Origin of the sequence: Micropruina sp., from assembly GCF_047602085.1 — a bacterium.
Classification (GTDB): Bacteria; Actinomycetota; Actinomycetes; order Propionibacteriales; family Propionibacteriaceae; genus Micropruina.
Window position 1 is genome coordinate 163,395 of sequence record NZ_JASGID010000005.1, and the last position, 19,049, is coordinate 182,443.

Annotated in this window: 17 protein-coding genes and 1 pseudogene; 4 read left to right on the forward strand and 14 right to left on the reverse strand. The window is 69.7% G+C overall.

All coding sequences use genetic code 11. The features are described 5' to 3' along the window. Position 1 precedes the first annotated feature (1 nt). Complete coding sequence (locus QM721_RS09650) at positions 2 to 880, forward strand: caspase family protein (RefSeq protein ID WP_415121352.1); 879 nt, start codon at positions 2 to 4, stop codon at positions 878 to 880. A 15-nt stretch (positions 881 to 895) separates the two neighbouring features. After that, positions 896 to 1,804, forward strand: coding sequence for a caspase family protein (locus QM721_RS09655; RefSeq protein WP_415121354.1), 909 nt, complete (start codon positions 896 to 898; stop codon positions 1,802 to 1,804). Between the two features lie 88 nt (positions 1,805 to 1,892). Here QM721_RS09655 and truB read toward each other — a convergent pair whose 3' ends face one another. From truB to QM721_RS09685, 6 genes and pseudogenes are all read right to left on the reverse strand, one after another. Beyond that, complete coding sequence (truB, locus tag QM721_RS09660) at positions 1,893 to 2,783, reverse strand: tRNA pseudouridine(55) synthase TruB (RefSeq protein WP_415121356.1); 891 nt, start codon at positions 2,781 to 2,783, stop codon at positions 1,893 to 1,895. A 156-nt stretch (positions 2,784 to 2,939) separates the two neighbouring features. Beyond that, a complete protein-coding gene (gene rbfA / locus QM721_RS09665; RefSeq protein ID WP_415121358.1) occupies positions 2,940 to 3,368 on the reverse strand; it encodes a 30S ribosome-binding factor RbfA in 429 nt (142 codons plus the stop codon). 1 nt (position 3,369) lies between these two features. Next, positions 3,370 to 6,325 (reverse strand): annotated as a pseudogene (gene infB, locus QM721_RS09670) (translation initiation factor IF-2). Positions 6,326 to 6,483: 158 nt separating this feature from the next. Beyond that, entirely contained in the window at positions 6,484 to 6,735 is a 252-nt protein-coding gene (locus tag QM721_RS09675; RefSeq protein ID WP_415121360.1) for a YlxR family protein, read from the reverse strand. A 623-nt stretch (positions 6,736 to 7,358) separates the two neighbouring features. Continuing rightward, on the reverse strand, positions 7,359 to 7,529 hold the full coding sequence (locus tag QM721_RS09680; RefSeq protein ID WP_415121362.1) for a hypothetical protein: 171 nt from the start codon (positions 7,527 to 7,529) through the stop codon (positions 7,359 to 7,361). Between the two features lie 230 nt (positions 7,530 to 7,759). Continuing rightward, entirely contained in the window at positions 7,760 to 8,362 is a 603-nt protein-coding gene (locus QM721_RS09685) for a hypothetical protein (protein ID WP_415121364.1), read from the reverse strand. Positions 8,363 to 8,598: 236 nt separating this feature from the next. On the opposite strand from QM721_RS09685, the gene QM721_RS09690 reads away from it, so the two are divergent. Further along, on the forward strand, positions 8,599 to 9,189 hold the full coding sequence (locus QM721_RS09690) for a Clp protease N-terminal domain-containing protein (protein WP_415121367.1): 591 nt from the start codon (positions 8,599 to 8,601) through the stop codon (positions 9,187 to 9,189). 250 nt (positions 9,190 to 9,439) lie between these two features. Here QM721_RS09690 and nusA read toward each other — a convergent pair whose 3' ends face one another. Further along, entirely contained in the window at positions 9,440 to 10,408 is a 969-nt protein-coding gene (nusA, locus tag QM721_RS09695) for a transcription termination factor NusA (RefSeq protein WP_415121369.1), read from the reverse strand. A 2-nt stretch (positions 10,409 to 10,410) separates the two neighbouring features. Beyond that, positions 10,411 to 10,887, reverse strand: coding sequence for a ribosome maturation factor RimP (gene rimP / locus QM721_RS09700; protein ID WP_415121371.1), 477 nt, complete (start codon positions 10,885 to 10,887; stop codon positions 10,411 to 10,413). Between the two features lie 81 nt (positions 10,888 to 10,968). On the opposite strand from rimP, the gene QM721_RS09705 reads away from it, so the two are divergent. After that, a complete protein-coding gene (locus QM721_RS09705; protein WP_415121373.1) occupies positions 10,969 to 11,913 on the forward strand; it encodes a hypothetical protein in 945 nt (314 codons plus the stop codon). Between the two features lie 244 nt (positions 11,914 to 12,157). Here QM721_RS09705 and QM721_RS09710 read toward each other — a convergent pair whose 3' ends face one another. The 6 genes from QM721_RS09710 to QM721_RS09735 all read right to left on the reverse strand — a co-directional run bounded on the left by QM721_RS09710 (position 12,158) and on the right by QM721_RS09735 (position 19,010). After that, positions 12,158 to 13,561, reverse strand: coding sequence for an MFS transporter (locus tag QM721_RS09710; protein WP_415121375.1), 1,404 nt, complete (start codon positions 13,559 to 13,561; stop codon positions 12,158 to 12,160). A 159-nt stretch (positions 13,562 to 13,720) separates the two neighbouring features. Continuing rightward, on the reverse strand, positions 13,721 to 14,809 hold the full coding sequence (locus tag QM721_RS09715) for an ABC transporter ATP-binding protein (protein ID WP_415121377.1): 1,089 nt from the start codon (positions 14,807 to 14,809) through the stop codon (positions 13,721 to 13,723). Further along, on the reverse strand, positions 14,806 to 16,440 hold the full coding sequence (locus tag QM721_RS09720; protein WP_415121379.1) for an ABC transporter permease: 1,635 nt from the start codon (positions 16,438 to 16,440) through the stop codon (positions 14,806 to 14,808). Before QM721_RS09720 ends, QM721_RS09715 begins: the two co-directional genes overlap by 4 nt. After that, positions 16,437 to 17,465, reverse strand: coding sequence for an ABC transporter substrate-binding protein (locus QM721_RS09725; RefSeq protein ID WP_415121381.1), 1,029 nt, complete (start codon positions 17,463 to 17,465; stop codon positions 16,437 to 16,439). The genes QM721_RS09720 and QM721_RS09725 overlap by 4 nt, the downstream gene beginning before the upstream one ends. Continuing rightward, complete coding sequence (locus QM721_RS09730; protein WP_415121383.1) at positions 17,446 to 18,159, reverse strand: response regulator transcription factor; 714 nt, start codon at positions 18,157 to 18,159, stop codon at positions 17,446 to 17,448. Before QM721_RS09730 ends, QM721_RS09725 begins: the two co-directional genes overlap by 20 nt. Next, positions 18,156 to 19,010, reverse strand: a complete 855-nt coding sequence (locus QM721_RS09735) for a sensor histidine kinase (RefSeq protein WP_415121385.1) — start codon at positions 19,008 to 19,010, stop codon at positions 18,156 to 18,158. Before QM721_RS09735 ends, QM721_RS09730 begins: the two co-directional genes overlap by 4 nt. Positions 19,011 to 19,049: the final 39 nt, after the last annotated feature.

Here is a 19,049-nt window from a genome sequence, read left to right on the forward strand (position 1 = left end):
CATGACCAAAAGAGCCGTTGTCGTCGGCATCAACGACTATTCCGTGCAGGGCTTCGGCAACCTGAGCGGCTGCGTCCGCGACGCCAGCTCGATGTACCACACCCTGATCGACGCGTTCGGGTTCGACGAGACGCAGGTCTACTGCTACCTCGACCGGCAGGCGAGCAGCAGCCGCATTCTGCAGGCGCTGAACTGGATTCTGCGCTGCTCCGAACCCGGTGACGTGGCCTGCCTCTACTACGCCGGGCACGGCGGCCTGCACCCCACCAGCACCCCGGGGGCGTTCTACCAGACGATCATTCCGCACTCGGGCCGGTTCATCACCGACTGGGATCTATGGCAGGCGGCGGCGCAATTGGAGCCGTCGGTCTGCAACTTCACGGTGATCCTCGACAGTTGCCACTCCGGCGGCATGGTCGACCCGACCGAGGCCACCAGCGACGTCCGCACCATCGTCAACGGGCAGGCGTTCCTGGCTGTTCTGACCGAGGCGATGAACACCGTCATCCCGTTCGGGGTGACCGCCCCCGACCTGGCCACCTGGTCGAACAACGTGCATCAGGTGCAGGCGGCCCCGCGGGCCACCGTCTGCTACACCGAGGCGGCGAACCGCGAGTTCACCACGTCGGCGAAGGCAACCCTGCTGGCGGCGTCCCGCTGGGACGAGTACGCCGGCGAAACCTCGAACCACGGGTTTCTGACCGAAGCGATCCTGCAGACCGTCAACTCCAGCAACTTCACCATCAGCCACCAAGACCTGCACGCGGCGCTGACGCCCATCGTCCACGAGGCAGCCGGCCATGAACAGCACCCAGTGCTGCGCGGCCAGGCCAACCGGATGGACGGCATCTTCCTCGAGGGCTTCAGCGACTCGCGCTGAGAAAGGACATCAGACATGACCAAGAGAGCCGTCGTCATCGGCATCAACGACTACTCCCGGCAGTTGCACTGGCCGGACGGATCGGTGATGTGGCCGAATCTGAGCTACTGCCGCGCGGATGCCGACGCGATGTACCACATCGTGTTGGACGCCTTCGATTTCGACCCCGCCGGGATCACCCTGCTCACCGACCAGGCCGCCAGCTCGGCGAACATCCGCCGAGCGGTTGCCTACATGCTGGCTAGTTCCGATCCGGGCGATGTGGCGATGCTGTACTACAGCGGCCATGGCGGCCTGCACCCGGGCGGCTCGTCCGGCACCTATTACCAGACCATCGTCCCGGCCACCGGGCGCTGGATCACCGACTGGGATCTGTGGCAGGCAGCCGACCAATTGCAGCCGTCCGAGGTGAACTTCACCGTCGTGATGGACTCCTGCCACTCCGGCGGCATGGGCGACCCGCGACCAGACGGCACGGCGGCCAAGACCGCCGCGGTGACCCAGGAAATGATCGCCACCATGGTGGCGGCGATGAAGACCGTGGTGCCGTTCGGCATCACACTGCCCGACATCGAGACACTGTCGAACAACATCCAGTCGGTCTCGGAGGCGCCGGGACCGGTCGCTTGCTACCCGGAGGAGTCCAACCAGGAGCTGGCGCCGTCGGCGAAGGCGACACTGATCTCGGCGGCCCGCTGGGACGAATCGGCGCTGGAGTCGTCGGCAGTCGGGCACGGCTACCTGACCAAGGCGATCATCGACACGGTCAACGCCTGCCCGTTCGTGATCAGCAACCGGGATCTGCACTCCAAGCTGCACGCCCGCGTGCATGAGCTGTCCGGTGAGCAGCAATCCCCGGTGCTGCGGGTGCAGGCCAACCGGGCCGACCAGGTCTTCCTGGGTGGGTTCAGCGACTCCCGCTGACGGCCCTCGATCGATCGGCGATCGCTGGTTGAGCCTGTCGAAACCCGTAGCCAGAGGTCTCGACAAGCTCGACCGACGAAGCAGCTTCCTACCCGCTCAGCACGGCGATCGGGACAGCACGGTCGCCGTCCGGCCGATACAGGGCCAACAGTTCATCGGCATGCAGCAGCGCAGTCGGGTCGGCCGGCACCGGCAGGGTCAGCGGACGTCCGTAGCCGACGTCGCGGGCCTGTCCGGCGTCCAGTTCGACGCAGCGAAAGCTGCGCCGGGCCACCGCGGCGAGGCCGAGCAGTTTCGGCGTCCGGGGCGGGTCGGCGGTGAGCGCCTCGGGCGTCAGCGCGCCGTCCAGGTCGAAGCCGCCGACCCGGGTGCGGCGCAGCGCAGTGAGGTGTCCCCCGGTGCCCAGCGCGGCGCCCAGGTCGCGGGCCAGTGCCCGGATGTAGGTGCCGGACGAACAGTCGACGATCACGTCCAGGTCGGTGACGGCGGTGCCGTCGGCGTGGCTGTCCCGGCGCTGCACGACGTGGAAGCGGGAGACCGTGACCGGACGGCCCTGCAGCACGACGTCCTCGCCGCGACGGGCTCGGGCATAGGCCCGCTGGCCGTCGATCTTGATCGCCGACACCGTGGACGGCACCTGGACGATCGCACCGCGCAGCGGCGCCATGGCTACCTCGATCGCTTCGTCGGTCAGCCCGGACGCGCCTGCGGCGGCGGTCACCGAACCGTCGGCATCGTCGGTGTCGGTGGCGAGGCCGAGCCGGATGGTGGCGGTGTAGGTCTTGCTGGTCAGCGCCAGGTGGCCCAGCAACCGGGTCGCCCGGTTAACCCCGACGACCAGCACGCCGGTAGCCATCGGGTCGAGGGTGCCCGCGTGCCCGACCTTGCGGGTGCCGAGCAGCCGCCGGCAGCGGCCGACCACCTGGTGCGAGGTCCAGCCCGGCGGCTTGTCGACCACCAGGATTCCCGACTCGGGCATCGTGCTCCTTGGGCTAGCTGATCAGTGCGAACGCCGCTGGTCGAGCTCGTCGAAACCCGCTTGCCAAAGGGCCATAGCTGAGGTCTCGACAAGCTCGACCAACGAAAGTTCGACCGACGAAAGCTCGACCAGCGTTGCACTGGCGAGCGAGCCGACTCAGGCCTCGGGGTCGTCCGCCTTCTTGTAGGGGTCGGCATCACCCGCGTACGACGCGGTGGCAGCCTGGGCCGCCACCGCCTCGTCCAGCGCCTTGGCCCTGGCCAGCATCTCTTCGAGCTGAGCGGCCGTCTCGGGCACCGCATCGAGCACGAAGGCGATCGTGGGCGTGAACTTCATGCCCAACTGCTTGCCGACCTTCGACCGGATCAGCCCCCGAGCCGACTCGAGCGCAGCCGCGGTGTCGTCACGGGCCTGCTCGTCACCCAGCACCGTGTAGAACACGGTGGCCTCACGGCCGTCACCGGTGAGCCGGACGTCGGTGACGGTGACGAAGCCCAAGCGGGGATCCTTGATCCGCCGCTCCAGCAGCTCGGCCACGATCACCTTGATCTGCTCGGCGACCTTGATGTAGCGCGGGTTGCCCATTTCAGTCCCTCGGCTTCTCGACCAGCTCGAACGTCTCGATCACATCGTCGATCTTGATGTCGGAGTAGTTGGCCAGCGTCATGCCGCACTCGTAACCCTCGCGCACCTCGGTGACGTCGTCCTTCTCACGCCGCAGCGACGCAATGGAGGTTTCGTTCACCACGACTCCGTCGCGAATCAGGCGCGCCTTGCTGTTGCGCCGGATCGTTCCGTCGATCACCATGCAGCCCGCGATCGTGCCGAACTTGGACGAGCGGAAGATCTCGCGAATCTGGGCCTGGCCGGTGATCGACTCGACGAAGATCGGCTTCAGCATGCCCTTCAGCGCGGCCTCCACGTCGTCGATCGCCGCGTAGATCACCGAGTAGTAGCGGATGTCCACGCCCGCCGAGTCGGCGTGCTGGGTGGCCTTGCCTTGCGGCCGGCACGTTGAAGCCGATGATCACCGCGTCGGACGCCTCGGCGAGCGACACGTTGGTCTCGGTGATCGCACCGACACCGCGATCGATGACCCGCAGGCTGACCTCGTCGCCGATGTCGATGTTGGCCAGCGCGTCCTCCAGCGCTTCGACCGAACCGGCCGAATCGCCCTTGAGGATGAGCTTGAGCTCCTGGGTCTCGCCCTTCTCGAGCTGCTCGAACAGCTGGTCGAGGGTCTTGCGCCGGGTGGTCTTGGCCAGCAGCGCGGCCCGCTGCCGGGCCTCCCGCTTGTCGGCGATCTGACGCGCCATCCGGTCGTCGTCGACGACCAGGAAGTTGTCGCCGGCTCCCGGCACCGAGGTGAGGCCCAGCACCTGAACCGGCATCGACGGCGGCGCCTCGGTGACCTGCTCGCCCTGATCGTTGATCATGGCGCGCACCCGGCCGTGGGCCGAACCGGCCACGATCGAGTCGCCGGTGCGCAGCGTGCCGCGGTGCACCAGAACGGTGGCGACCGGGCCGCGGCCCTTGTCGAGATGCGCCTCGATGGCCACGCCCTGGGCCGACATGTCGGGGTTGGCCCGCAGGTCGAGCGACGCGTCGGCGGTCAGCACCACTGCCTCGAGCAGTTCGTCCAGACCCAGCCGGGCGGTGGCCGACACGTCGACGAACATCGTGTCGCCGCCGTACTCCTCGGGCACCAGGCCGTACTCGGTGAGTTGGCCGCGCACCTTGGTCGGGTCGGCGGTCTCTTTGTCGACCTTGTTCACCGCCACCACGATCGGCACTTCGGCCGCCTTGGCGTGGTTCAACGCCTCGATAGTCTGCGGCATCACACCGTCGTCGGCAGCCACCACCAACACGGCGATGTCGGTCGACTTGGCACCACGGGCACGCATGGCGGTGAACGCCTCGTGACCCGGGGTGTCGATGAAGGTGATCTTGCGTTCGGTGCCGTCCACCTCGGTGGCCACCTGGTAGGCGCCGATGGCCTGCGTGATGCCACCGGCTTCACCGGCCACCACGTTGGTGTTGCGAATGGCGTCCAGCAGCTTGGTCTTGCCGTGGTCGACGTGACCCATCACGGTGACCGCCGGCGGGCGCGGCGCGAGGTCGTCCTCGCCACCCTCGTCCTCGCCGAACTCGATGTCGAAGCTCTCCAACAGCTCGCGGTCCTCGTCCTCGGGGGAGACGACCTCGATGGTGTAGTTCAGCTCGGCACCCAGCACTTGCAGGGTGTCGTCGGCCACCGACTGGGTGGCGTTGACCATCTCGCCCAGGTTGAACAACACCTGCACCAGCGACGCGGGATCGACGCCGATCTTCTCGGCGAGGTCGGTCAGCGAGGCGCCGCGACGCAGCCGGACGGTGGAACCGTCACCCGGACGGATCCGCACGCCGCCAATCGTCGGCGCCTCCATCTGGTCGAATTCCTGCCTGCGCTGCTTCTTGCTCTTGCGCCCACGCTTGGCCGGCCCTCCGGCGCGACCGAACGCACCCTGGGTGCCAGAACCGCCGCGACCACCACGGCCGCGACCGCCACCACCGGTGGGCGGGCCGCCGGGGGCACCACGACCGGGGCCGGCGTTGGCCCCGAAGCCGCCGGGACGTCCGCCGCCACCGGGGCGACCGCCGGCGTAACCACCGGGGCGACCCCCGCCACCGGTGCGGGCCGGGCCACCGCCGAGGCCGGGGTTAGCTTGGCGAGGCATCATCGCCGGGTTCGGCCGCGGCATGCCGGGAACGCCGGGACGGGCCGCACCACCCGGACGGGGCGCTCCGGTACGGGCATCGGGACGTCCGCCCTGTGCGGTGCCGGCGCCTTCGGGCCGCGGGCGACGCACGCCCATGCCTTGGCTCGACGAGAACGGGTTGTTACCCGGACGCGGGGTGCCGGTGCGGCGCGCCGCATTGGCACCAGGAAGGCCGCCGCTGCCACCGGGGCGCGGCATCGGACGCGGGGTCGCACCCGGCCGCGGCGTCGCGGTACCGCCAGTGGCGGGCCGGGACTGCTGCGGTGCGCTGGGCCGCGGCTGGGGTGTGCCTCCCGGCCGCGGGGTGGCGGTGGTCGACGGAGGCTGCGTGGGTGCAGCCGGCTGCGCGGAAGCCGCCGGCCGCGCGGGTGTCACGGACGGCGCTGACGATGCCGCCGACTGCGCGGGGGCCGCCGGTGCGGGAGCCGCCGGTGCGGGAGCCGCCGACACGGGAGCCGCCGGTGCGGGGGCCGACTGCGCGGGGGCCGTCGACGCGGGCTGGGCCGGAGCAGCGCTCGGCGTTGCGGGACGGACGCCCGGGCGGGCCGCGGGACGCGGGCCGGGTGCTCCGGGGCGGGCGGCTGAGGACTTGGACGCCGCGGGCGCGGACGATGCGCCGGACTTCTCGGCGTTCATGCGCTCGCTCAACCGCCGGACGACCGGCGGCTCGATGGTGGAAGAAGCCGAACGGACGAACTCGCCCATGTCGTTCAGCTTCTTCAGAAGATCTTTGCTTTCGAGTCCGAGCTCTTTGGCGAGCTCGTAGACGCGGACCTTGGCCACTACTCTCCTTCAGGTCCGCAGGCGCGCGGACCAGCTAGTTGTTGTTGCTCATTTCGAGGTACTCATCGAGTGGTCATGAGCGTTAGCCCACTTTCTGGTTGGGAACCGCCGGGAGTCGGCGGAGGCGCACGGACGAGTGTATCGCCGTCAGCCTCGATTCACCCAACCGGCAGCGTGCTGAGCACCCTTCGCACCGCGGCGCCGTCGATCGGACGGCGCAGCCCGCGGGCCAAGGCGCGGGCCCTGAGGGCTCGTTCGGCGCAGCCGGCGTGCAGGTAGACGCCCCGGCCGGGCAGCCGCTGCAGCCGGTCGACGATGACCGACTCGGCACCGTCCCAGACCAGTCGCACCAGCGCGGTCTTGTCGGCGCGGGCGCGGCAGCCGGCGCACATCCGTTGAGGCATGGTCATAGCGGGTTCAGATTACCGACTGGGGACCGCCTCATAGCGACGCCACAGTCGCGCGCCAGAGACCACCCAGCAACGGCCGGTTTAGTAGTGGACATGGAAGCCAACCCAAGCACCACGGTGCAGGACGGAGGTCATCACTGACAGGAACGATTGAATGACTCCTCTCCCCCCAGCCCGGCCGTCCCCCTGGACGGCCGGGCGAGTCACGTCCGGGCCACGGGCAGGTGGCGACGAGGGCGATGGGGACGGACGCGGGGCGCTGGGGCAGACCCGCCGCAGGCATCGATCGGTTGGTGATGGCGCCGGACTGGGAGCGCCTCTCGGCGCGTGGCCGCTCGCGGCGGCAAGTGTTGGAGCCCGGGGCTACCGCAGTCCGGCGCCGGGCACGAATATAGGCGGCGCAGGCGCCTGACCCAAACCCCGAGGGCGTGTCGGGCGACCCCGGTGGCATACGAACAACAGCCAGCCCGGCCGCCCAGGCAAACGCTGACTCTCGCTGGTCGAGCTTGTCGAGAACTCGGATACCGCTCTGGCAAGGGTTTCGATCAGATCAACCAGGGGGGATGCGTTGGTCAGCGTCCATCCAGCAGCCGGATCGCGCCGCCCGGGCATCGTCCAGAATCTCACGCAACGGCGTCAGGGCGTCCGGGCAGGGTGAGTAGTAGACCCAGGTGCCGCAACCGCACCGGATCGCCCAGCGCCTTGAACACCGGGGCCAGCCGTTCAGCGGCCGACACGTTCAGCCCCGAGACGGGAGCCGGGCAGCAGTCGGTGGACGCGTTCGCCAGCTTCATGCTCCCAGCTTGATGTATTCATCTGCGAAGTCGACAATGCCGGGCCGACCGTTAAGCTCAGCCGCGGCGGCAAGTCCCTCGTCGGCCTGCGACCCGATGGTTGTGAGGCATCGAACCTGTACAGCGGCGAAAGCACGCCCATCGGCGAAGGCGGCCCGGCCGAGCTGGTCATCGAAACTGCGCCCGGCACTCGCTTTGCACTCGTGGTGGAGGAGGTTGCGGTTCGCCGATCAGTTCAGTGAACCCGCTCGCCAGAGCCGGGCGCACACGGTCAGGTCGTCCGCCATCTCTTGCAATTTGGCCGCCCGAGCCAGCGGCTCCATGCCGGCAAATTCGGCGCTGCCGGCCGAGGTGACCCGGCAGAACGCGGCGGCCCGCTCCAGCGCCACCGCGAAGTCGCCGACGAAGACCCCGCGCATCAGGTCGTCCGCGACACGCCGGACATCCGCAGGGCTGGGCGGCTCGATGCCGGCCACCACGTGGTTCGGCTCGGTGAACCGGACCCCGGACGAGTAGCAGCGCGCCACCCCGTGCGAATCGATGCGCATCCATTCCCGCAGGAAGTACAGCCGCCACAGCGCGCCTGGCAGCGTCCGAGCCGGACGGGTGGACCACAGGTCGGCCAGCGTGGACAACCCGATCTCGCCGACCAGGTCGACCAGACGTTCGGTCACCGACGGGTCCTGCGCGGCACGTCCGGTGCGCAGCAGCACCGCCGCGGTCTCGTGCGCGGCGTGTAGTTGGGCAATCGGGTCGGAGCCCTGGCCCATCAACTCCAGCATGGCGGGGTCATGAAAGGCCGGTCGACGGGGCGGACGATTCTCGGTTGGCATCGCAGGTCAGCGTAGTCGGCGAGCACGCCCGGTGACGCTGCCAGCAGCGGGTGGCCCGAGATTCACAGCCCGTCAGAGAAACGTCGATTGTCGTTGGCCGAGCTTGCCGAGACCTCGAGCAGGCCGTCGCGGCAACGGCTTTCGACAGGCTTCCCCAGCGATGGGCGCACTGCTCGCACAGCCAGTCCACAGCGGCCGCGCAGGCTCGGCTCAGGTCGGCCGGGCTCAATGTGACTATGAATAGCAAGCAGAAGACCGGGCTGGCGATCGGCGCGGCCGTTATCGGCGCGGGCGCCGTGTTCGGCGTCTCGTACGCAGTCGGAAGCAACACCGGCCAGGCGCAGAGCCAGCCCACCAGTCAGTCGTCCGAGGGCGGCGGCGGCGAAGGTGGCGGCCCGGGCGCCGGCATGGGTACGAGCAACCTGGCTGCGGCGCTCGCCGAGAAGCTCGGCGTTGACGAGACCAAGGTCTCCGAGGCGATCCAGTCGGTGATGCAGGCCAACCGGCCCAGCGGCGCCCCGAGCGGCATGCCGACAGACCAGCCCACCAACGGTGGCGGTGGCGGTGGCGGCAACGGTGGTGGCGGCAACGGCGGCGGTGGTGGTGGCGGCAACGGCACCCCGGGTGCACGTCCATCCATGGGCGGTGGCGGGTTCGACCAGTCCAGCAACGACGAGGCCATCGCCAAGGCGGTCGCCGAAAAGCTCGGCATCGACGAGGCGAAGGTGACCAAGGCACTCGAAGAAGTGCGCGCCGAGCAGCAGGCCAACCAACCCTCGGGCAACGGCAGCCAGGCACCACAACCCAGCGCGAGCGCCACGGCGTGACCCCCGCAGACCTCAATCCGGCCCTCTAGACCACCCGCCGGCCGCGCCGAAACCCGACCCTTTGGCGGTTCGGCCGCCGATCCCCTCCGGCGGGCCCCACGTGATCACCCGGCACTCGCCGCGACCGAGTGCCGGGTGAGTGGCGCGGGCCGGTCACGTCGTCCACCGCCGCGTGAGCCTGTCGAAACCCCTTGCCAGAGCACGGTGTCTGGGGTCTCGACAAACTCGACCAGCACAATCAGGCGGTTCCCTACGCCTGGGTGTCGGGGCGGATGTCGATACGCCAGCCGGTCAACCGGGCGGCCAATCGGGCGTTCTGGCCCTCGCGGCCGATCGCGAGCGACAACTGGTAGTCGGGCACGATCGCCCGGGCCGCCCGCGCCGTGGCGTCGGTGACGATCACCTGGCTCACCTTCGCCGGCGACAACGCCTCCTTCACGAACCTTCCCGGATCGTCGGAGTAGTCGATGATGTCGATCTTCTCTTCGTTCAACTCATGCATCACCGCGCGCACCCGCTGCCCCATCGGGCCGATGCAGGCACCCTTGGCCGAGACGTCCGGATTGTGCGACAACACCGCGATCTTGGTGCGGTGACCGGCCTCGCGAGCGATCGCCTTGATCTCGACAATGCCCTGCTCGATCTCGGGCACCTCGAGCTTGAACAGCTTCTGCACCAGGTTGGGGTGGGTGCGTGACACCACTACCTGCGGGCCGCGCAGCTCGCGCCGCACACTCACCACGTACACCCGCAGCCGCTTGCCGTGGGAGTAGTCTTCGCCCGGCACCTGCTCGGCCTGCGGCATGATCGCCTCGATGCTGCCCAGATCGACCCGCACGGTGCGCGAGTCACGGTCTTGCTGCACCACGCCGAGCAGAATGTCGCCCTCGACGGCCGAGAAATGCCCGTACTTCTGGTCGTCCTCGGCCTGCCTGATGCGCTGGTAGATCACCTGCCGCGCGGTAGTGGCGGCGACCCGTCCGAAACCGTCGGGAGTGTCGTCGTATTCGCCGATCTTCTGCCCGTCGGCGTCGAGCTCGGGGGCGAACACCGTGACCCGTCCGGTCTTGCGGTCGAGCTCGACCCGGGAACCGGGAACGGCGTGATCGGTCTTCTCGTAGGCGTTGAGCATGGCGTCTTCGAGCGCGCCGACCAGCACGCTCATCGGGATCTCGCGGTCACGCTCCAGGGCGCGCAGCGCCTGCATGTCGATGTCCATGATCACTCCTGTTCGTCATCGAGACTGCGGTTGAGTTCGAGCTGCACCTGGGCGCGTCCGATCCGCTGCAATGGCAGCGTACGTTCGGCGCCGTCCACGTCGAGGGTCAGGTGCTCGTCGGCGACGCGCACGATACGGCCGACCACCCGGCCCTCGTCGGTGGACAGTGCCACCAGCCGTCCGGTGTTGCGGCGAAAGTGCTTCTCTTCGAGCAGCGGACGGCTGGCGCCGCGCGAGCTGACTTCGAGCGTCCAAGGGTGACTGCCCATCGCCGGAGCGTCGTCGAGCACCGTAGAGATGGCGCGGGTCGCCTCGGCAATCTCGTCCAGGGAGGGACCACGCCCCTTGGGGCCGTCACCGTCGAGAAAGATCCGCACGACGCGACGAGTGCCGGCCGGGAGGATCTCGACCCGATCGACCTCCAGTCCGCACGAGGCGACAACGGGGGCCACCAACGAGGTGATGGTTGCCGATTCCATGGGGGCATCCTCTCGATCCGGTTTTTCGGTGCAGTTGTGGCGCACGGGCGCTGGGCAGAGTTTACCCGGTAGCGTCGGTACGTGATCGGACGGCGGGCGCTGCTGCTCAGCAGCAGTCTCACGTTGGCCGGGCTGGCCGGCTGCACGGTGGCGAACGTCACGATGCCCTGGAACCCACCGGAACCCCTGCCGATCGAGACCGCAGCCGAACTACCCGCCCAACTGGCGCGCGCCTCGGCCCTGGCCCGGCAGCTACTCGACCGGGCCGACGACTGGGCGCTCACTGGGCGCCAGGTGGCCTCGCTGAGCTGGTTCGACACCGCCATCGACGCCCATGCCCGGGTGCTGCTGTCGAGCGACCCGGCCCGGCGCCAGCAGGTGACCACACCGCTGCCGTCCGCCGCGCCGGTCACCCAGCGCACCGCGAAAGCAACCTATGCCGCGCTGACCGGTCTGCTGGCCACCCTGCAGCACCAGCACCGGGCCCGGGCGCTGCCGGCCGACGGCCCGGCAGCTCTGCTGTGGGCCTCGCTGGCCGCTTTCAGCGCCACGATGGCGGCGCGGCTGCCGTCCGGCCTGGCCAAGCGAAGCGACGACGACACCGGGCTGACCCCCGACCTGACCGCAACCACCCGCGAGCAGGTGCTGGAACTCAGCCTGCAGGCCGCCTACAGCTACGAGTTGGCGCTCGCCGCACCCTCGCTGAGCGCCGCCGACCAGCGCCGGTTGCAGGAACGGCTGCTCGGCTGGCGCACGCTGCGGCAGGACGTGCTGGCCAGCGCCCCGGAAGCCAGCGCGAGCCCGCCGCCGATCGGGTACGACGTGCGTCCGGCCACCGACCGGACTGGCGCCTTCGCCCTGGCCGTGCAGACCGAGAAGGCGGCGCTGCCGATCATCGGCGCCTGGCTGGCGGGCACCTCGTCGGCCGCCGAGCGCAGCATCGGCGTGGATGCGCTCGCGTCCACCAACACCGCACTGGTGGGCTTCGGCGGCCCGGCGCTGCGCTGGCCGGGCTGGCCGAGCTGAGCGGGGTGCGCCGGATGATCGGCGCTCAGCGGTTCGGCGCCACGTTCCGGCGGTCCTGAGCCGGGCACCCGGCCCGCATCGCTCACGCCAGGCTGCAGGATCAACCCGCGAACGCCGGCAGTTCTCGGCAGGAATGGCCGCGACGCGGCACAGGGCGGGAGCGGGAGCGGGAGCCGAAGCCCCAGGCTCCCGCTCCCACCCTGCTTGGTGGGGTGGAGCGGCGACGAAATGCGGAGGCGAGTGTCTACTCGGCGCCGCTGGCGAGCCGGTGCGACTCCATCAGGCGCTTCTCGTCGGGGGCGATCATGGCCAGCAGCACGATGGCGGCCACGACGCAGCCGGTCAGCACGCCGAAGGTGAGCCCCCAGCCGTAGTGCTGCACGAGGAAACCGACGCCGGTCGAGGCCACGGTGGCACCGATCACGTAGCCGAACAGGCCGGTGAAGCCTGCCGAGGTACCGGCGACGTGCCGGGCGGACATGTCGAGCGCCTGCAGGCCGATCAGCATGACCGGGCCGTAGATGAACGCGCCGTTGAAGAACAGGAACACCATGAGCAGCCAGTAGGGAGTGCCGACCGGGGCCAGCCAGTAGGCGATCAGAGAGACACCGACGCCCACCATGAAGGCGATGCCGGTCCAGGTGCGGTTGCCCTTGAACACCTTGTCAGAGACCCAGCCGCAGGCCAGCGTGCCGATCAGGCCGGCCAGCTCGAACAGCGAGAAGCCCATAATTCCAGCCGTCACCGACGCGTGGTGCACCTCGGACAGGTACGTCGGCGTCCAGCTCAGCACGCCGTAGCGCAGCGCGTAGACGAAGACGTTGGCCAGCGCCAGCAGCACCATGACGCGGTTCAGCAGCACATGCTTGAGGATGACCTGCCAGTAGCCCAGACCAGCCTCGTCGTTCTGGTCGACCTCGACCTTGGCCGGGTCGTTGCGGTACTCCTCGATCGGCGGCAGACCCACCGAGGCGGGAGTGTCACGAATGGCGATGAAGGCGACGACGGCCACCACCAGCGCGATCAGCGACGGGAACCAGAACGCGCTCTGCCAGGCACCCCCGGTGAAGGAGAGGCCGGCCGCGGCTGCGGCGCCGACGCCGAGTCCGCCGACGTTGTGCGCACAGTTCCAGATGGCGGTCTTCCAACCGCGCTCGTTCGTCGAGAACCAGTGCACCAGAACCCGGCCGCTGGGAGGCCAGCCCATGCCCTGCACCCAGCCGTTGACGAACATCATCATGGCGAAGATGCCGACCGAAGCGGTCAGCGCCGGCACGAAGGCGACGAAAAGGTTGACGACGGCTGACAGCGCCAACCCGATCGGCAAGAAGTAGCGCGCGTTCGAACGGTCCGAGACGGTCGCCATGAAGAATTTGGAGAAGCCGTACGAGATCAGCACGGCGTTGGCGATGAGGCCGATGCCCACCTTGTCTAGCTGGCCGTCCTTGAGCAGGATCGTGGCGACCAGCGGGATGTTGTTGCGAATCAGGTAGAAACCGGCGTAGCCGATGAAGATGCCCAGGAACACCTGCAGGCGCAGCGACGGGTACTTGGCGCTGATCTGGTCCTCGGGCAAGCGCGGGGCCGGCGCTGGGGAAGCGAGCCAGGCGAGCCCCTTCGGGCGCTCGGTGGGCAGGGGTGTAGTCACGATTGTGCGCTCCTTTGTGCGTTCGAGACGGGTGACAGTCGGGGTGTCTCCATCACAACCCCGAACGCGGCCGCGCTACGTGAGCGTGGGTCACACTCGGTAACGGTTCGGTTACCTCGGTCGGGCGCGAGCCACCCGCCCGGGGCAGGCCTCAGGACGTCACGGCGCCGGCAGCACCCACGCCCGGGATGCGGTCAGGGTGAGCGTGGCCACCTGATTGACGCGCAGCGGCGGCTCGTCCAGGTCGCCGGTGGCGATCACGCTGCCGTGCTCGGTCTCGACCGAGTACTCCATGCGTTCGCCCAGGTAGCGCACCTGTTCGACGACGCCGAGGTTACCGATCGGCTCGGCCCACGGCTCCGCGGTCACCTCAGCGACCCGGGCGGTCAGGGCGTGCGGCCGTACCAACACGATCGCCGGGCCCGGCAGCACCTTCGGGTGCGCCGGCAGGTCGACCACGGCGCCCAGCAGGCCGACCCGGGCCACCGGCCCGTCCGCACTAGCCCTGACCCGGTCGACAACGGCCTCGAGAAAGGCCGAGCGTCCGATGAACTGGGCGACGAACGCCGAGTCGGGGCGGTCGAACACCTGCCGCGGCGGGCCCTGCTGGGCGATCCGTCCGTTGTGCAGCACCACGATCCGATCGGCCATCGCCAATGCGGCCGACTGATCATGCGTGACCAGGACCATGGCCACCCCGAGCCGGCGCTGTGTGGCCCGGATCAGTTGCGCCCCCTCCGCGGCGAGCGCTTCGTCGAGGCCGGCCAGCGGCTCATCGAGCAGCAACAGCGGACGCCGCAGCACCAGCGCCCGGGCCAGCACCACCCGGCGCTGCTGTCCTCCCGAGAGCTCATCGGGGTAGCGATCCTCAAGCCCGGACAGACCCAGTTGCAGCACGGTGGCGGCGACGGCGTCCGCGGCCAACTCCGGCTCCAGCTCGGCGGCCCGCAGACCGAAGCCGATGTTCTGTGCAACCGTGAGCTCGGGGAACAGCACGTCGCGCTGGAACACCATCGCCGAGCGCGGCCGGTCCCCGGGGTGGACGGCGACCCCGGCCACCTCGATCTGGCCGGCGGCCGGCTCCAGGCCCGCAATGCAGCGCAATAGCGTCGTCTTACCACTGCCGGACGGACCCAGCACGCAGACCAGCTCCGGCTCGCGGATCGTCAGGTCGATGGCATGCAGCACCCTGCGTGCACCGAAGGCCTTGACCAGGCCCGCCACCCGAAGAACCGCAGAGTCGCTCACTGGGGCACCCTTCCGGCCGTGACGACGTCGGGCGTCCGACGCACCCAGTCCCGCTGCCACAACGCGTGCAGTCCGGTCACCGCCAGCACTGCGAGGGCCAGCGTTACGGTGGCTGCGGACGCGTCGCCGAGGCGTCCGGCATCAATATCGGCGAGCACACCGACCGGCAGCAGCGGCACCTGAGAGCTGGTCAGCAGAATCACCGACGACACCGCGGTCAAGACATCGGCGAAGGTGGCCAGCGATCCCCCGGCCAGCTCGGGCCGCACCCGGGGCCAGATCAACTGCCGCGCGACGTCGCGCCGCCGTGCCCCCAGCAGGGTCGCGGTGTCCTGCGCCTGCGAGCCCAGCGACTCCACCGCCAGCAGCGCCGGCAAGGCCCGGCGTGGCACGAACCTCGCCAGATGCACGGTGAGCACGGCACCGACGGCCAGCCACGGCAGCAGCGCGATCGAGAGCCCCCTCCCGAGCAGCACCGGCAGCACCATGGCCATCGTCAGGTAGGCGCCGAGGCCGAGCACCGCCGGCGGCAGCGTCGAGACGGCCGTCAGCACACGGCGCGCCCGGCGCAGCCGTCTGGGTTGCCCGGTGGCCGCAAGCACGATCGCGAACGCCAGCAACGTCACCAACGGGGCCGCCGTCAGGGCCACCAGCAGGCTCATGGCTAGACCACGCTGCTGATCGCCGGCCAGCACCCGGCCCAGATGGTCGAGCGTGAACGCCCCCGAGGTGCTGACCAGCGCGCCGGCCACGATGGCGGCCAGCAGAATCAGGACGCCGCCCGCCACAACCCAGGCGCAGCCCAGCAGCAGCCGGCCCACCAGGTCCGGCGGACGCCGCAGCCTTTGCCCGGCGCCACTGTGGTCGGTCGTCCGATCGCTCAGCCGGGACGCCCCCAGCCACAGCGCCGCCGCGGGAACCACCAGCACCAGCGCGGCCGCCCCGGCGGCGGCCGGGTCGGCCTCGACGGCGACGGCCTCGTAGATCCGGGTGCCCAGCGTCGGGTGGTCGCCACCGATGACCAGCGGGATCGCCACGTCGGCAATGGCGTCGCCGAGCAGAAACAGCAGGCTCGACAAGGCGGCCGGCAGCAACCGCGGAACCATCACCGCCATGGCGATGCGGTAGGGCGACGCGTTCAGTTGGCGGGCCGCCTCCAGCGCCTCGGGGTCGAGCCGCCGGTAGGCCCACGACAGGGCCAGGTAGGCGATCGGGAAACGAGACAGGGTGCCCGCCACCACCAACCCGCCGAAGCCGTATACCTCCAGGCCGGGCAGCAACCGGGCGGTCACCAGCCCGTTGTGCCCGAACAGGGTGATCAGCGCCATCGCGAAGGTGAACGAGGGCAGCATCAGCGGCGCGACGCAGGCGACCCGCAGAACACGATGTGCGCGCACCCGGTAGGTGTGCAGCAGGTGGGCGAACATCCAGCCGAACGCGGTGCCGCAGACCGCGGTAGCGACACCGTAGGCCATGGTGTTGCGCACCAGGCCGGACTGGGTGGTGAGCAGGTTGGCCAGAGCGGCCCAGCCCGACTCGGACAGCACAGGCACCAGCCAGCCCAGCCCCACGATCGCAGCCGGCACCGCGAACACCGTCCAAGCCAGCCATCGTGCACCCGGCCCGATCATCGCAGCAGTTCCTCGCCGAAGCGCTCCAGCAGTTGCTCGCGCGCCTGTGCGGCCTGCTGCGGCGTGTACTCCAGCAGCACGGCGTCCGCTCCGAGCCGTGGGTCAGCGGGCACGTCGGCGCGCGTCGGCAACTGCGCCGCCCAGGCCCCGCCGCCGGCCAACTGGCCCTCGCGCGAGACGGCGTAGTCCACATAGCGGTGAGCCGCCTCGGCGTCGTCGGTTCCGGCGAGCACCGCCACCGACCCCACCTCGTACCCCGTGCCGTCGGCCGGGTAGCTGATCACCAGATGGCTGTTTCCGCCGTCGATGGCGGCGGTGCAGTGCTGGGTGAAGCCGATTCCGACGGCCGCCTCACCGCGCGCGGCGATACCCGCCGGGGCGAGCCCCGAGGCCGTGTACTGCAGCACATTGGCGTCCAGGCGGGTCAAGAAGTCGAGCGCTGCCTGATCGGATCCGAGCCGGACGCGCTGGGTGAACACCAGGGTGTAACCGGTGCCCGAACGAAGCGGGTTGGGCGCCGACACCTGCCTGGAGAGCGCCGGCTGCAGCAGGTCCTCCCACGACGAAGGTAAGCGGGCACCGAGACGCTGCAGCGCGCGGGTGTCGGAGCAGAATCCGAGGACGCCGAGGTAGACCCCCGTCCAGTGGCTGTCGGGATCGCGGTACCTCTCCGGGACGGCGTCGGCCTCGGGTGACCGATAGGGGGCGAGCAGCCCGCGCTGGGCCGCCAGCACGTAGCTGTCGGCAGGCCCGCCGTGCCACACGTCGAACTCGCGGCGCCCCTCGGTGGTGCTCAACCGGGTCAGCGCCTCACCGGTCGACAGCCGGATCATCGTCACCTCGATGCCCGTGCGGGCGCTGAACCCGTTCGCCCAGTCACGGCACAACTGTTCGATCGACGAGCACAGCACCGTGATCGACCGATCCCCGGCTGTGCTGAGCAGTGCCGCAAGGCTGCCCGCCACGAGGCTGAGGTACAGCACCAGTGCCAGCAGGCTGCGCACCCTACGCCGACGGGGTGGCATCGGACTCGTGGTTCACCAGCAGATAGCCGGTGCCGCGCACCGTCACGATCAGTCCCTCGCCATCGTCGCCCAGTGCGTGCCGCAACCGATAGACCGCGGTCTTCACCATGTCGCGACCGCCCGCCAGCTCGGCGGTGTGCCACACCTCGTTGAGCAGCGTGCGCCAGTCGGTGGGTTCACCGGCTCGTCGGGCCAGCGCGACCAGCAGCCGCCACTCGGCGTCGCTGAGCGCCAGCGGACGACCGTGCAGCCGTGCGGTGCGGCGCCACTGGTCGATCACCAACGGCCCCCGGACCAGGTCGGCGGAGTCGGCCGTCCGACCCTGCGTGCGGCGCACGATCGCAGCGGCCCGCAACCCCAGTTCACGCGGCGAGAAGGGTTTGGTGACGTAGTCGTCCGCACCTGCCAACAGCCCCTTGAGCCGGTCGTCCTCGTCACCTCGCGCGGTGAGTAGCATGACCGGCACGTCGGAGCGCGAGCGGATGCGTTCGCACAGTTGCACCCCCGAGGCCCCGGGCAGCATGACATCGAGCACGACGAGATCGAAAGGTTCGGTGTTGAACAGTTTCCAGGCCACCTCGGCGTTGCGCGCGGCGTGCGGTTCGAAACCTTGGGCCTCGAGGGCGAAACTGACGATGCTGACCATCTGGGCTTCGTCATCGACCACGAGCACGCGCAGCGGGCGGGCGCTCATGGCAACGTCCGCGACAGCTCCGGGGCGTCGACCGCGGCGACGGATTCGCGCCACGGGTGCAGGGCGTCCAGCGGCAGCGTCACGAACACGGTGGTGCCCCGGCCCGGAATGCTGTCGACCAGCAGCCGCCCACGGTGCTGCTCGATGATCCGCTCGGTGATCATCATGCCGAGCCCCGAGCCGCCGCTCTCGGCACTTCGGACGAAGGGGGTGAACAGCTCACGGCGCTCGTCCGCTGTCATTCCACCGCCGTCGTCGCTGACGGCCAGGATCCCCTCCCCCTCCCCCCGGGTGGCCGACACCGTGATCGTCGCGTCGGCGCCGGCGTGCCGGCACGAGTTGTTGACCAGATTCCACAGCGCCTGGCCGATCAGTTGCCGGTCGCCATGCAGCACCAGGGGCGCCCCGGTGTTGTTCATCCTGATCGGTACCCGGTGCACCCGCCGGGCGTCGCGGACGGTCGTGCGCACCAGTTGCCTCAGGTCGATGCGTTCGACGTGCATGTTGAACAGGGGCGAGTCGAGCCGCGCCTCGGTGAGCATGTCCTCGGCCAGCCCGATTACCCGGCCGGCATTCGACCCGATGGTGGTGACGAACTCGCGCTGCCGCTCGTTGAGCGGGCCGGGCGCCTCGTCAGCCAGCAATTCGGCCGCCCCCTGAATGAGCGTGAGCGGCGTGCGCACCTCATGTGAGAACACGTGCGGGCGCTCCAACCGGCTGCGGACCAGTTCGCGCAACTGCTCGGCTTCGGCTCGCGCGTCTGCGAGTCGTCGACGCAGAACGACGGCGACGCTCAGCAATCCGGCGCAGATCACGGCCACGATGGCCGAGATCAGCTCCAACGCCGTCATTGCCGCATCATGGCATGAGCTACCTGCTCGCGCGATGAG